Here is a 15045-nt window from a genome sequence, read left to right as displayed (position 1 = left end):
ATTCCCCTCCCAGAGTCAGCTCTATTAAAATTTCATTATTTTCAAGGATTCCTCGCCTGAGTTTTTCCTTCCATCCTTCCAAATCACTCACCGATAGAAGGTTTTAAAGGGAAAATATAAGGCTTTCCTGAACCAAAAGTTAAACTCCTAATCGCCTCTTAATTCTCCCCACCTCTCTTTTTGCCTCGCTCAGACCGAGCTTTTCAAGCATTTCCTCCCGTGGAATTCCATTCTCATCGTATCCAATCTCCTTATAGTACCGCCTTACTTTTGCCTTAATCTCCTCCCTGCCGGGAGCTTTGCCCTTTAGCGGACCGTGTAAAAGGGGTTCATAGAAGCGTTCGGGATTTTCATCATCTCTCCTCGGATCCCAGTATGTATCAGGGCCCCCCAAAAGCAAAAGAATCCTCTGGAGGTGGATTATCCTCAAACCCACTTCATTTAGCCATTTCTCGGGAGTTATATCAAAACCCGTCAATGCATTTCCAAACTCGATGATCCTCTCAAAGCCGGGCTTTGTGACAAACATGCACACCACTCCAGAATCATAGAATGCGTTGACGAGCTCCCCCTCATAACTCCTTACCGGAAGCCCCGCTGTCGCAGTGTGATCCCCACCTTGGACGGAAACGGCGTAACTAATGTCTTTCGTATAGTCAAGGTCGCTCCTTATCCCGTGGGCACCGATACCTATGCCTTTTACATGAACAGCATATTTCATGGCGTTAACTCCCTTCATTTCGGAAATCTCGAGAGCTGCCCTGTAAGTCCCCTCGGCAAAGATTTTTCCAATCCCTTCCTTATCCACAATCATGTAGATGAGCTTTGCAAAGGCACCTTCATCGCCCCATTTGAGCTCAAAACCAATATCCTCTTTAGTCAAAATACCCCTCTGATAAAGCTCAGCGGCAAATCCCAGAACATTCCCTGCATTTATACCATCGAGTCCAAGCTCATCCACAAGATATGAGAGATAAATAATCTTCTCCGGATCAAAAATGCCTAAGTTTGTCCCCAAATATGCCATCAGCTCGTAGTCCGGGGCATCCGTAATCGAGCCTTTATATGGACCATAGCGGAGATATGAGATCTTCATGCAGTTCACAGGACACCCATAATCTGCCCAGTACTTCTTAATCCATGCTCTGTTTTCAAAGTTAACGACGCTTATCCTTTCATCCTCGTGATACTCTTCCTGCCAGTTCCTTACCGGCTGGCTGGAGCGATCCTTGCCGACACTGTAGCCACCCACACCGGTGCCCCACTCCCTAAAGGTCGTCATCGTTAGGAGCTCCTTCCAGAAGTCCTTTAACATTGCCTTCATTTTTTCCTTGTCATAAACTTCAGGCAGGGGTTTGCTTCCCTTAACGAGTATCGCCTTCAAATTCTTGCTCCCCATAACCGCACCGAAACCGCCGTAACCGGCAGCATGCATGAGTTTTGTCATTATGGCGGCAAACCGAACCTTATTCTCGCCCGCTTTGCCAATATACATCATCGCAGGTTCCTTTGGAAGACCTCTAAGCTTTTCCCTCTTTTTAATTTCGCCATATGCCTCTTTCAATATAGTTTTGTGGAGGTCAACCCCTCCCATTCCCCAGTACCTTTCAGCATCTCTTATTTCCACGTCATCATTGTAAACGAGAAGATAAACAGGGGTCTTGGCCCTTCCCCTTATAATTATCCCATCATAACCCGAAGCTTTAAGTTCAAGCCCAACTTCACTACTCAGGACACTTCCAACCACACCATTGCTCTCCGGAGATTTGGAAAGCACGGCGGTTTTCATCCCAGGATAGTAACCAGTTAACGGACCCGTTAAAACCAGGAGAATGTTCTCCTCACCAAGAGGATCTATTTTTTCCCAGCGTTCTCCAAGCTCCTTCCATAGGATATAAACACCGAGTCCTCTACCACCGTAGAACTTTTTCAAAACATCGTCATCGAGTTCAACTACCTTAACCCGTTCCCTCGTTAGGTCAACATCCAGAATTCTTCCATGATATCCATACATGAATCTCACCCCAAAAATCCTTCTCCAAAAAGTTTCTTTGCGATTTCGTTGCTCTTCTCAAGGGGATTCCTAGCAAAAGTCCGGTATATGGAGCGATAGTTCCCCTTAACGATTTTAAGGGCATCATGCCCCGCTTCATGGCAAACTTCCACGCACTTTGGACTCCCCCCGCAGAGGTCGCATATTACCACGCTCCCTTTCCCTTCGGGGATTCTTGGGACACTTCCCGGGCATGCCAGCACACAGGCGCCACACTCCGTACAGTTCTCCTCCATAACAACAACAGCTCCAGTGATTTCATCCACGCTTAAGGCGTCAAAGTTGCATGCACTGACACATGGATAGTCCGGGCATTGAACACATGTATGAGGAACGTCTACACCCGGAAGAAACTCAAATACCCTTATTCTTGACGCTTCGGGCCATATTATCCCCTCGTGCTCCAGGGAGCAAGCTATCTCACACAATCTGCATCCGCTGCACTTATCCGGGGTTATCAAAATCCAAACCCTTTCTATATCCTCACCCATTTGATAACACCTAACAATTTTAGGGCGATGTTTTATATATCTCTTACGTAAATCAAATCGTTTAGATTTTCCTTTAAAGACAAATGCTTATAAACCAAAGAAATCAATTATGCGGCATGAAAAGAGCTGAGCTCATCCTTTTGGGCATAACGGCAATATGGGGATTCACCTTCCCGGCCATGAAGGTTAGCCTGTCCTACATGTCACCAATCCTCTTTTTGGCATATAGATTCGGAATAGCATCCTCCCTGATGCTCCTAATTTTCAGGAGAAGGGTTCTTAAAAAGGAAGCTTTCCTGGAAGGAGCCTTGCTGGGTATTACTCTCTTCTTCGGGCATGGATTTCAAATTGTGGGCTTAAAATACACGAGCGCTTCAAATTCGGCATTCATAACCTCACTCTATGTGATCTTCACACCCTTCATAGCATATTTCCTCCTCGGAGACATATTAAAAAGGAGGGATTTTCTTTCACTTGGAATAGCAATGCTGGGGCTGTACCTAATCTCAGGGGCGAGCTTGAACTTCAATTACGGAGATTTGCTGACCGTGCTGTGTGCTCTCTCCTTCGCATTCCAGATAGTACTTGTCCAAAAGTTTGGGGAGAAGGACTATATAAGTCTGGCATTCTGGCAGATTTTCTGGAACTTTCTATTTTCAAGTGCATATGCTGCATTTTTTGAGGGAATTAAAATCCCCAATGCACTCTCTCCGTGGCTCGGTATACTTTACACCGGCATCTTTGCGACCGTTATTGCCTTCACGCTTCAAGTGAAATATCAAAAGGAGACAAAAGCGCATAAAGCCGCCCTTATATATTCTTCGGAACCTATATTCGGGCATATATCCGCTTTTTTAACTATTGGGGAAATTCTAAGTACCAGAGGATATCTTGGGGCTATGCTTATACTCGGAGCAATCTGGAACGAGATACGAAACCACTAGCTATACTATTGAGCTCTCCAAGAGGCGGAGCTCTTTCTCCTCCCAGGCATTTTTCTCCATAACCAGAATTAGAACTCCCCCGTAAAAAATGGCAAAATCCTTTAATGAAGCCAAAAACTTCACCAGAGCATCAAAACCATTGTAGGTTTTTAAATATTCGGGACAGTCTATTAAAACAACCCCTTCAAACCCCTTCTCATGGGCTTCTTTAAAGTATCTGGAAGCCATCTCCGCCATTTTGCCCAAATTCGTTGGAGAAATCGCATCATGCTCCGTGGTGTTTGTTATGAAAAACCTTTTCCATGTCTCAGGAACCTCAAGATTCCTCACAAATGCCAGAACAGGTACATCCTTTAAAGTTTCCTTCACCCTTAAGTACTCCTGCGAGGTTATGATCATAACCCCCGGCTTGAAGTGGAGCTCAACTGAGGGTTTTTCAAATTTTATAAATTTCTCTGTGAAGGCAAATTTCACCATTAGACATGCTGAAAGAACAGTTAAAACGGCTCCCAAAGTGAATCCTATAGGCGAAAACCATCCAGTGTGCCTTAGCAGCGGATAATCCAGCTTGTGAATCCCATGTATGGAGAGAATTATTCCAAGGTACAGAGCATTGCTGTTGTATGTTTTCCTTGTATATAGCAACAGAATACCCGAAAAGAAGATGAAAAGTGAAGAGAAAGCATAGGGGAGACCCAAAATCACAAACCAGTCGGAAGAATACCCAAAATTGCCGAGGAAGATTGTGTAAATTGATATTATAACCGGTGCTATCGAGACAATTTTGAACTCTTCTGCCAGGATGCAGTTCTCCTTTAAGAGTTCAATAACCCCGTAAAAAAGGAATGCCGCCCAAAAAGCTTCTGCAAGAGAAAGAAGGTATAAATTTCCCAGCATATCCGATAGAATGGATAAAGATGCACTTAACCATGAGAGTGACCAGTAAAGTGCCGGTACTCTCTGGTATTTCAGGTATACATATGCCAGCATCCCAAAGGCGACCACCTTGGCTGAGAGGCTTAATGACTGTCCCAAAAGGAGCAACGCTGAATCCATAGCATCACCAATGTTAATGTTATCCAAAGTATATATAACCACTTCGGTTCCTGTTAATATCAAACCGTCCAATGAAGGTAACCTGAACTTACGATATCCGCAATAGACTTAAAGTTCTGGTAACTAAAAAAGAAAGGTGGTTTATGTCTCTCATGAGGTTATCAGGGACTACAACGCATGTTATCGTGTGATATAAGGGAAAGCTTATCCACCCGCCAGCTTCTGAGAGGCTTGGAATACCCACCAATGAGATCTGGATCTCAGAGCTCTTAAAGCACTATGAGCCCTACGGTGCCATGGAGGAGCTCTCAAGGATTAAAGGAATTGGAAAAAAGAGGCTCAGCATCCTCAAGGAGCACTTCTGGTGTTTAGAGGAGGAGATATATGTATGCAAGTCCGAGGAAGAACAGGGCTAAAGCAGGGAGCAGCATCTTTTTATAGACTCCTCCGAGTTCTGCTTTATAGTATTCCGCCGAAAAGACCAGACACAGGTGCACAGGGCTAAATAGCATTCCCATATATCCACTCAGATATGCAAGGGCGATTTTGTCAAAGCCCGTAAAGAAAGGCGCGAGAAGGGGAAACGTCATACCGACATATGCAAAGCTGATTCCCGTGATAAGACCCACAACGAAGGGTGTAATCGTTATGACAAGCACTATGGGAAGATTGAGCTCAAGAATCGTTTTTGGGAGTGTTTTAACGGCTCCCGTAACATCCAGGAGCTCCTTGAAGTACATAACGGATAAGAGAAGAAAGAGTATCTTGGGCTGGAGAGCATACCTAATAACTTCCCTCTTGCTAACCTTTTTAAAGTATGGTATTAACGCAGATAAAAAGCCTATAAAAGCCCCGTATACCATATCATAGCCAAAGACTATTGAAACCACGATTATTACAAGAATCGGGTATGTGCTCTTTAGGAAGAGCTTTAGACCTTCTTTTCTGTTACCTCTCTCCTCATCGAGGGTTTTTATTGGCTTCAAAAGGAAGAAATAACCCACAACAACCATTATGATCGTGAAGGGAAACATCTTTGTGCTGAACTCTCTAATTGATATCCCAAGAATAGCCGAGGCGATGATTATGGATTGATACATGGGCCAGGAGTGCTCCCATATGTGTCTGAACCAGTAGTTTATGAGAGTCTTCTTTTCGGGAGGAACGCCCAATCTATCCGCAATTCCCTCAATCATTGGGGCAGAAACAAGGGCTCCAGCCGGCATGGGCATCAGACCTATCAAAGATGGGAGTGCCGCTAGAGAATATTTCTCACTTGGAAAAAGTTCTTTAGCCGCCTTCTCCATGCACTTGAGATAACCTATCTGGGAGAAAACGTTTGTAAGCCCCATTATTGAAACAATTATCAGAATCAGTCTTATGGTGGTCCATGAAGTTATGGACACGTAGAGGGTGTTTAAGAGATCCCATGGAGTTAGCCCAAAGAGCAGACCGAGAGTTAGAGAGCCGGTAAAGATCGAGAGTCCGATATTAACTTTAAGCCTTATCAGGAGTATGACGAGTGTGAATGATGCCACAAGATAGAGGAGTTCGTTCATGGCTTTCACCGATATGGTAATGTGTAGATGAATATCTAATTGAAACTTATAAAGTTTTAGGAGCTGCCGTCCTAAGAAGTCCCAGAGTTCCCAAAAACTTTATAAATAAAAATCCCCAACTTTGCCCGATGCCCATGAGGGGGGAGTGTTTTATCCTTCGCTTTGCCCATAACTGAGGGCTCTTCTAATGATTTGGTTAGGTTACTTTATAGTTTTCAGGGGGTTTTGATATGATAAAGGAACCAGAGATGAAGGAGTATAATCCTCAAGTGCTAGAGGAGAAAATAGAAAAGTTTTGGAAGGAAAACGACGCCCAGAGGAAGGTAAAAGAGCTGAGGAAGAATTCAAAGGCTTATTACTTTTTGGACGGCCCGCCCTACGTCAGCGGCGCCATACACCTCGGAACAGCTTGGAATAAGATAATCAAGGACATGGTCATCCGTTTTAGAACAATGCAGGGTTATAACGTTAGGAGACAGCCCGGTTTTGACATGCACGGTCTCCCGATAGAGGTTAAGGTCGAACAGGCCCTTGGCTTAAAGATAAAGAAGGATATAGAGGAGACCGTAGGCGTTGACAGCTTCATAAAGAAGTGCAAGGAGTTCGCCTTAAAAAACCTCAAAGTTATGACGGAACAGTTCAGGATGCTCGGCGTCTGGATGGACTGGGATGATCCGTACATGACCATAAAGAATGAATACATAGAGGCGGCTTGGTGGACTTTAAGGAGAGCCTGGGAGAAGGGGCTCCTTGAGAAAGACCAGAGAGTTCTCCACTGGTGCCCGAGGTGTGAAACCGCACTTGCAGAGCATGAGGTTAGGGGAGAGTACAAAATAAGGAAAGACCCGAGCATCTATGTCAAGTTTAAAGTCGAAGGGAAGGAAAATGAGTACCTCCTCATCTGGACGACCACACCATGGACGCTCCCCGCCAACCTGGCGGTTGCCGTTAATGAAGAATACGACTATGCAAAGGTTAAAGTTGGAGAGGAGTACTGGATAGTTGCAAAGGCTCTCGTGGAGAAGGTCCTAGACGAAGCAGGAGCTGAAGGTGAGGTCGTTGAGGAATTCAAGGGCAAGGAGCTCGAGGGAATAAGATACGTCCATCCCTTCTTGGATGAGTACCCGAGGCAGAGAGAGTTTAGAGAGAGATATGAGTGGGCTCACCGCGTGATTCTTGGAGAACACGTTACTCTTGGAGAGGGAACGGGGCTCGTGCACACGGCTCCGGGCCATGGTGAGGAGGACTTTGAAATAGGAAGGGAATACGGCTTACCCGCCTATTCGCCCCTTGATGACGAAGGGCGTTACACGGAGGGCAAATGGAAGGGCATCTTCGTAAAGGATGCTGATCCTGAGATAATAGAATACCTCAGGGAAAAGGGTGTTCTCGTGAAAGCGGGTGAAGTTGAACACAAATATCCTCACTGCTGGCGCTGTAAGACTCCTCTGATATTCAGGGCAACGGATCAATGGTTCCTAAAGATAAGCAAAGTCAAGGAGAAGATAATAGAGGAGAATGACAAAAACGTTACATGGTATCCGGATTGGGTTAAAGTGCGCTACGATAATGGAGTAATGAACTCCGGAGACTGGTGTATATCGAGACAGAGATACTGGGGCGTTCCGCTTCCAATATGGAGTGACGGAAAAGACATATATGTCGTAGGAAGTTTCAAGGAGCTTGTTGAGCTCACAACAGCTATTGAAGTGGGAGGGGAGCGCATAGATCTACCCGAGGGATATGACGAAAAACTCAAGGTGATAGAAGAGAAGCTCGGCCCCGAAGACCTCCACAGACCCTACGTGGATGCATTCATAATAAAAGTCAACGGCAAAGAAATGCGCCGTGTAAAGGACGTGGTGGACGTATGGTTCGACTCGGGAATAGCCTCATGGGCTTCCCTTGGATATCCAAGAAATAAAGAGCTTTTTGAGAAGCTATGGCCCGCGGATTTTGTAGTGGAGGGACAGGATCAGGTTACAAAATGGTTCTACTCCCAGCAGGCTGCCTCGGTGATAGCCTTTGACACAGTACCCTATAAGAACGTTGCAATGCACGGCTATGTACTCGATGAAAAGGGCGACAAAATGAGCAAGAGCCTTGGAAACATCATAAGACCCGAAGAAGTGGTTCAAAAAGAGGGACGCGACTCCTTCAGATTCTACATGCTATGGGCAAATGTGCCATGGGAGGATTTGAGGTTTAGCTGGACAGGGCTGAACCAGGTTAAGAGAATGCTCAACATACTCTGGAATGTGTATATACTAAGCTCAACATACATGAGCCTGGATAACTTTGACCCAACCAAAGTTAATGTTGAAGAGCTTCCACTTCGCGAGGAGGATAGATGGATACTCTCGAGGGTGAATTCCCTCGTTGGGAAGGTAAGCACGGGCATCGAGACCTTCTACCTGATAAGAGCCACGAGAGAGATATACGACTTCGTGGTCGAGGACCTGAGCCGCTGGTACGTTAGACTCATAAGAAAGAGAATGTGGGTGGAGAGGGACGACCCGGACAAACTGGCAGCTTACTGGACTCTGTGGCATGTCTTCGACGTGCTGCTCCGGCTGATGGCACCATTCACACCATACATAGTGGAAGAAATATACCAGAACATGATAAGACCCTTCAAAGAGAGGGAAAGCGTTCACATGGAGGACTGGCCAGAAAAGGATGAGAGATGGGTGGATGAAGAGCTCGAGAAGGAGATGGCAGTGGTGAGGAGGATAGTGGAAGCGGGATCCTCAGCCAGGCAGAAGGCAAGGATAAAGCTCCGCTACCCCGTTAGGGAGATAATCGTGGAAACCAATGACGAATTAACAAAGAGAGCCGTTGAAAGACTCAATTACCTCCTTAAAGACCAGCTGAATGCCAAAGAAGTCAGAGTTGCAAAGGTGGAGCGCAGCATAGTGGTCAAACCAAACTTTGCCAAGCTGGGGCCCCACTTTAAGGGGGATGCAAAGCTCGTTGCTGGATGGATAAGCCAGCAAAACCCAAAGGAGCTCTACGAGAGCTTAATGAAAGAAAAGATGAAAGTTGAGATAGAAGGAAAGGAATTCACCCTCGAGAGGGAGCACATACTGGTCGAAGAGGAGCTCCCGGACTTCCTCGTGGGAGAGGAGTTCGACCATGGGAAGGTGTTCATAAACAGGGAGCTCACGAGAGACCTCATAATGGAAGGAGTTGCAAGAGAGTTCGTGAGAAGAATACAGGAAATGCGGAAACGGCTCGATCTTGACGTCAACGACCGCATAATCGTCACCATAGACACGAGCGGAGAGAACAGAGAGCTCCTGGAGGGGATGCTCGATTACATAAAAGGAGAGACAAGGGCCGTCGAAGTCCGCTTTGAAGAAGCAAAGGGCTACGTCGTCGAGTGGCCCGAGGTCAATGCGAAGATTGGGGTTGAGAAGATCGAGGGCTAATGCCCTCACTTCTAAGCCCTTAAAATTTCAATTTTCAAGCTACCTATTGTGAGTGAAAGGTTTTTAAGTTTTTCCAAGTGTTCATTGCGAGTGGCCGCCTTAGGACTAACATCGGTATATGAACGAAAAATTAAACATCTCTCTAATGAGATGTTTGAACGAATCGAAAACTTAATATGTTCATACAGTCAAGTTGTTATTGGTGATGCTATGAAAAAGAGAATAATTGCAACGTTATTGATGGGTTTAGTTTTTTTTTGGTTTTTTCGTAATGGCAAATGACGTACAAGTGCCGTATTTTAAGAACCTGGCAAGTGTGAACATTCAAAATGCAGGAGAGGCACACGTTTTTGTTTCAGCCCTGTATCCAGAAGGCTTTAAGCAGATTGGCGAATATGACATCAAAGGCAATGGCAGGATTTTAATACGCCTTGGAGACTTGAGAAAAGCCTGGCAGAATGAGTACATAAAGAACAAAAGGCTTTCACAGCCGTTAATCCTCTTAACAATAGTCACAAAAGATGGGAAAGTCTCTGTTGAGAGCGTTAACTTCAACTGGGACAAAATGCCTCAATCCAAAGCAGTGACTCTAAAGTTCAAAACGTTAAAGAACGCTGTAAAAACTGCATCTGCACAAGCGGATGGTGTACAGCCATTGGGCTATTACAGCCGCACGCTGGTGGACTCTGAGGATTGGACAGCACCCACTATAGTAGCCCAAGTAACACCCGACAGCACCACAAAAGGCTATATTTCATATGCCTATTCAATCAATAAAAAAGTTGGATTTAGCATTAATGCTTTTGTGGACAGTGACTGGACGAGATTAGCGTCATACAATATAGTCCAAAAGAATAAGAGGGGTTCTCATTACGCCAACTTCCCCAAGGGTAGCCCATATTATATCTGGATGAACGTTAAATACCGCTACGAGAAATGGCGTGTTTACAGCAACGGCTGGATGTGGTATGAGGAGTATGTCTACGTAAAGGATTTTTATCCTAGTACAATAACCGGCGGAACATCAAAACCCTCAAACGCTCAAACTCCACCAGTCGACAGCTGGATAGATGAAGGAGTTCACCCATCTACTGGAAATAAGGGGTATTACGCATTCCATATATCAAATCTAACTACAAATGACTTTGCAGTGGATGTCTTAAAGTTCATCGATTACTTGGAGATGATGGGAAAAATAAGCGCAGCCGCAGCTCAAAAAGCCTCGTTAATTGGACTTTTTATTGACGTTGGATTTGAGTATGATAGCCTCAAAGCGTTTGATTTTGACCTCTCTCTTGACTCAGATGTGCAAACAACTCATCATGTCTGGAGAGCAGAGAGCACGGATATGGCCACGGTTCCCGTCCTGTATTTTAAAGTGAATTAACACTTTTTTCAAATTTTTACCATTTTTAATTGATACTATGGTTCTCATATTGTACATCGTGCTTGGTTGATCTTTCACACACAAGCAAGCAGCAGGTTAAGAGCACCGCGTTGTGCGCTATGGCCGTTGAAGCTATGAGCCCTCATCATGTCTCCTCTCCTTCAGGTGGCCACAGTGAAGTTCAAAAAACAACGATAGTTGGCAGAGAATAAGTGCTTGGTAGAGCTCCTCGATAACTTTCCTGTTTCCACCGAAAAGCCCTTCTTGTTCACGAGCTTTAGCCGGAAAGTTATTCTATGTACCTCAAAGCCTCCACGGGGCTTAGATCCGCGGCTTTTTTCGCCGGATAAATGCTCGAGAGCAAACCTATTCCAAATGTAATCGCTATGGCAAAGAGGATAACATTCAAATCAATTATGGGCGAGGGAAGTATCTGCCCTCTCTGCTTGAAGACCCAGACGACAAAATTTGCCGCCCCTATCCCAAAGGCAAATCCAAGGGCTCCTCCTATACTCGTCAGAATTAAGCCCTCTATGAGGATCATCTTGAGTATGAAACTTTTCTTTGCCCCTATCGCTCTATAAGTGCCTATCTCCCTCGTTCTCTCCATGACCGATGTTAGAAGTGTGTTCATGACCCCAAGGGCACCCACAAAGAGTGCTATGCTGCCTATACCGATTAGAAGGTTGTGCATTATCTTCTGTACATAGAGAACCATTTCGACGCTCTGCTTTGCTGAAATCACGGTTACCCCACCTATCCTCTTCTCAATTTCCTCCTTAACCTGATCAACGAAGTATATGTCATCCACATAGACCTCGACCATGCTAACCTTCCCCTCATCATTGAAAATCTCCTGAGCAGTATCTAGAGGTATCGCAACCATCATATCTATGAAACCTGCTAAAAATGACTGCCCGCTCTCCTTAAAATTCCCCACAACCTTGAATTCCCAGGAATTACCCTTATCATTGTAGATGTAGATCTTCTCTCCCGGCCTTATGTCCCAGTTCACAGGTTCCCCGTTTGCCCCTGCGAACTTCCCATGGGCAACCAAATATCCCAAAGCCGCCTTATAACGGTCTCCTTTCCTCAGGAATGCTCCCCTTTCCATGGAGAAGCCTACAAGCTCGTAATATTTTTGAGCTCTCTTGGGATCTATTCCCATTATTGACGTCTCAACAATATATCCATCATAGTGGAAGCTTGATATCTTGTAGAGGATCGGATTAACTGCTTTAACGTGATTTATTTTCTCTATCCTGTGCACGATGCTCTCATCCATCGAGCTCGTGGCGACTTTAACTATGGAGAGACTGGCACCCGGAATTACCATTAACACATTGCTCGTCCTCTCGAGCTCACCCTGGACCGCCTCGTTTGAGCCTTCCGTTATTGAAACGAGTGCTGTTATTGAACCCACAGCTATGATGATGCCTAGCATGGTGAAAAAAGTTCGAACCTTCCTTCTGGTCAAATTCCTCACAGCTATTTTAAGCAGCTCATCAATCACTTTTTCTCCTCCACAGAAGAATTAAAACCAAGATTAGAGCTCCTCCAATGGCATATTCCCAGAGAGGCATCTTTCTTTCCTGTACCAGCTTTTCCGGAATTCTGATGGTCAAATCCTTCTCCACAACCTTTTCCTCTCCACTCTCATCTTTGTAGTATATCTTCGCATGCACTTTGTACTCTCCTTTAGCTAGTGTGTGGTTTAAAATCTGGTATGTAACACTATCATAGTCCCTTCCCCCTATGCTACCTACGTAGCGCTGCCCCACGGGAAAGAGCTCCAAATCCTTTGAGGTAACCTCAAGAACAACGCTTCTGGCAGCATCCTTGCCATCGTTCACAACATAGACCTCAAAATTATATTTTCCACCGCTGACCCACACATTCCCTATGTACGTTGTCAAAATTGGGTAAGCCGCAACTTCAATTCCAAAGGTGGCTTTCTCCGTGTATTTAATTCCGTTTTCATCCTCATAGTTCAGGACGGCATATAGGGGGTAGATGCCCCTTGGAACATCCTCTATTCTGAAGTAGAGCTCTCCTTTGGCGGTCGTATTGATCTCGTTAAAATAGAGGGAGCTCTGCTTTCCTATGGGATATATCTTCGGGGTTTCGGGTACCGCAGGCTGTCCATAGGGCGTGAATCCTGAGGTCTGTTCCTCCTTAGGCTTCTCTATGAGAAGGTCGAGCTTCACATGCTTTGCCATTGAATTACCAACATTTTTGAACTTTATTCTAATTGTAAAATTCGAATCCGGAGAGACCGTGCTCGGAATGACATCAAACTCCTCGATGATTATCTTTGGCCTTATCTTATCAACCACGGGGACTCCCACCTGAATCTCCTTGCTCTTTTCCGCGCCCTCCTCATCCTTATAGTCAACACGGATATAGAGAGGATATACATCTTCCTTGAGGTTCTTCGATGAGATCAAGCTGAAGCTGAGCTTCGCAGTCTTTCCGGGCACCAGAGTTTCGATGTATTTTATGGGGCTTCCTTTATAGGCGGCAAAGGGAAGTGATGAGCTGAATTGTGGCAGTGAGACCGTTGGTAGAAGGGTTTTCTCCTCCTTTGTCTCGACATTTATAATCTCCTTCGAATAGAGGTAAACGCTTATGAATCTCGCCTCTTTGTCCCCTATGTTCTTCAGGGTGAGATTGAGCGTGAAGGGGGATCCGATTTCAACTTCACCAAAGTTTATGTTTTCTATGCTTATCTCCGCCCCTCTCACAATGGCGAAGCGAACATATTTGGGCGCGTTTATCTTTATTGTGACGCTTCCCTTTGAAATGTTCTCAACACCTATCTGCAGCTCATGCCAGAAGTAGTTTCCCACTTCAAAGCGACGGTAGTCAATTTCATCGCCCTTTAGATACCTCGCCAAGATGCTTTCATTTCCTACCTCAACGATGGTGAAGGAGATAGGTCCATACCTAAAAACATTCCTCTCATAGGCCTTTCCATAATAAACGGTGACTGGCTTCGAGTAAATCCTTATCACCGCTCTGGGAACCGTTTCGATGGTTGTATAAATCAGCTCAACCCTCACATCCTTATAGTCATAGCTCTCCCCCTCCTTTAGAGCGAACTCCTTCTCCTCGAAAGCTGAATTATCCCTGATTTTAAAGAGAATTCTCTCGCTCGGTGTGTTTGCATTCAGAACATCAACAACAGTGAGAGTGTAGTTTCCAAACGTTAAATTATCACCAACTCCAAGATATCCCTGAAATGAGGTCATATATTCATCCGCAAGCGATGATGGCACCCAGCTCAACACAAGGAGCAGGGAAAGAAAAAATACAGACTCAGATTTCTTCATGCTACCACCTCTTTCAAAATCCCATCCCTTATTTGAAGAATTCTATGGGCTTTTTCCGCTATATCAGGGTCGTGTGTAACTACAACGAGAGTTGTGCCTTTTTCCCTGTTTATCCTTCCCAGGAGCTTTATTATCTCCTCCGAAGTTTTGGTATCGAGATTTCCGGTCGGCTCATCCGCAAGCACTATGCTAGGGTTGTTTGCCAATGCTCTCGCTATCGCCACGCGCTGCTGCTGACCGCCGCTCATCTCGTTTGGTTTGTGTCTTATGAACCTCTCAAGTCCAACTGCCTTCAAAAGCTCTTTAGCCCTCTTAATCCTCTCCTTCTTGGGGAGTCCCGCCAGCACCATTGGCATCTCCACATTTTCAAGTGCCGTGAGGATGGGCATTAAATTGTAGTACTGGAATATGAAGCCTATCTTCCTAAGTCGTATCTCCGAAAGTTGATTATCGTTTAAGCTGCTCACCTCCATGCCATCCACGTATATTTGCCCGGCAGTTGGCCTATCTAGGAGTCCGAGCATGTTTAAGAGTGTGGTCTTGCCACTGCCGCTGGGCCCTACTATGGCAATGAATTCTCCCTCGTAAATCTTCAAATCCACTCCCCTGAGGGCAGGCACAACTATGCTTCTCCCGATATAGTAGTTTTTCACGAGACCCTTAGTTTTAAGAACAATCCTTTGCTCCATGATAGTGGATATGCTTTAAAATCCCTTAAACTTTACTTCTTCCCTGTGGATACTATCAGGATAATTGTGGCTCTGTGAAAGCATTAAATAGGCAAAGTGTGTA

The 15045-nt window shown here is 45.2% G+C and carries 10 protein-coding genes; 3 read left to right on the top strand and 7 right to left on the bottom strand.

The window, feature by feature from the left end; all coding sequences use genetic code 11:
• Nucleotides 1-139: 139 nt before the first annotated feature.
• Nucleotides 140-2014, bottom strand: a complete 1875-nt coding sequence (locus tag ACXJGZ_RS03580; protein WP_456320999.1) for an aliphatic sulfonate oxidoreductase WOR-like subunit — start codon at nucleotides 2012-2014, stop codon at nucleotides 140-142.
• A gap of 5 nt (nucleotides 2015-2019) precedes the next feature.
• A complete protein-coding gene (locus ACXJGZ_RS03575) occupies nucleotides 2020-2544 on the bottom strand; it encodes an aliphatic sulfonate oxidoreductase polyferredoxin-like subunit (RefSeq protein WP_456398317.1) in 525 nt (174 codons plus the stop codon).
• Nucleotides 2545-2660: 116 nt separating this feature from the next.
• Between ACXJGZ_RS03575 and ACXJGZ_RS03570 the strand changes: the two genes are divergently transcribed.
• Nucleotides 2661-3488 (top strand): DMT family transporter, encoded by an 828-nt coding sequence (locus tag ACXJGZ_RS03570; RefSeq protein WP_456321000.1) that lies wholly within the window; start codon nucleotides 2661-2663, stop codon nucleotides 3486-3488.
• On the opposite strand, the gene ACXJGZ_RS03565 is transcribed toward ACXJGZ_RS03570, so the two are convergent.
• Together ACXJGZ_RS03565 and ACXJGZ_RS03560 are read right to left on the bottom strand one after the other, a co-directional pair.
• On the bottom strand, nucleotides 3489-4544 hold the full coding sequence (locus ACXJGZ_RS03565) for a DUF835 domain-containing protein (protein WP_456398316.1): 1056 nt from the start codon (nucleotides 4542-4544) through the stop codon (nucleotides 3489-3491).
• A gap of 368 nt (nucleotides 4545-4912) precedes the next feature.
• Nucleotides 4913-6103 (bottom strand): TIGR00529 family membrane protein, encoded by a 1191-nt coding sequence (locus ACXJGZ_RS03560; protein ID WP_456398315.1) that lies wholly within the window; start codon nucleotides 6101-6103, stop codon nucleotides 4913-4915.
• Nucleotides 6104-6333: 230 nt separating this feature from the next.
• Between ACXJGZ_RS03560 and ileS the strand changes: the two genes are divergently transcribed.
• Together ileS and ACXJGZ_RS03550 are read left to right on the top strand one after the other, a co-directional pair.
• Nucleotides 6334-9534 carry an isoleucine--tRNA ligase gene (gene ileS / locus ACXJGZ_RS03555; protein ID WP_456398314.1) on the top strand — a complete coding sequence of 1067 codons (3201 nt, stop codon included), beginning with the start codon at nucleotides 6334-6336 and terminating at the stop codon, nucleotides 9532-9534.
• Between the two features lie 271 nt (nucleotides 9535-9805).
• Complete coding sequence (locus tag ACXJGZ_RS03550) at nucleotides 9806-10921, top strand: hypothetical protein (RefSeq protein WP_456320783.1); 1116 nt, start codon at nucleotides 9806-9808, stop codon at nucleotides 10919-10921.
• A gap of 289 nt (nucleotides 10922-11210) precedes the next feature.
• On the opposite strand, the gene ACXJGZ_RS03545 is transcribed toward ACXJGZ_RS03550, so the two are convergent.
• The 3 genes from ACXJGZ_RS03545 to ACXJGZ_RS03535 are packed head-to-tail and all read right to left on the bottom strand — an operon-like array spanning nucleotide 11211 to nucleotide 14942.
• Nucleotides 11211-12434 (bottom strand): ABC transporter permease, encoded by a 1224-nt coding sequence (locus tag ACXJGZ_RS03545; RefSeq protein WP_456398313.1) that lies wholly within the window; start codon nucleotides 12432-12434, stop codon nucleotides 11211-11213.
• On the bottom strand, nucleotides 12427-14253 hold the full coding sequence (locus tag ACXJGZ_RS03540; RefSeq protein ID WP_456398312.1) for a COG1361 S-layer family protein: 1827 nt from the start codon (nucleotides 14251-14253) through the stop codon (nucleotides 12427-12429). The genes ACXJGZ_RS03545 and ACXJGZ_RS03540 overlap by 8 nt, the downstream gene beginning before the upstream one ends.
• Nucleotides 14250-14942 carry an ABC transporter ATP-binding protein gene (locus ACXJGZ_RS03535; protein WP_456320780.1) on the bottom strand — a complete coding sequence of 231 codons (693 nt, stop codon included), beginning with the start codon at nucleotides 14940-14942 and terminating at the stop codon, nucleotides 14250-14252. The genes ACXJGZ_RS03540 and ACXJGZ_RS03535 overlap by 4 nt, the downstream gene beginning before the upstream one ends.
• Nucleotides 14943-15045: the final 103 nt, after the last annotated feature.

Source organism: Palaeococcus sp. (in: euryarchaeotes), assembly GCF_053987695.1.
Note: the sequence above shows the minus strand (reverse complement) of the source record. Positions and strands in the feature narration are given on the sequence as shown.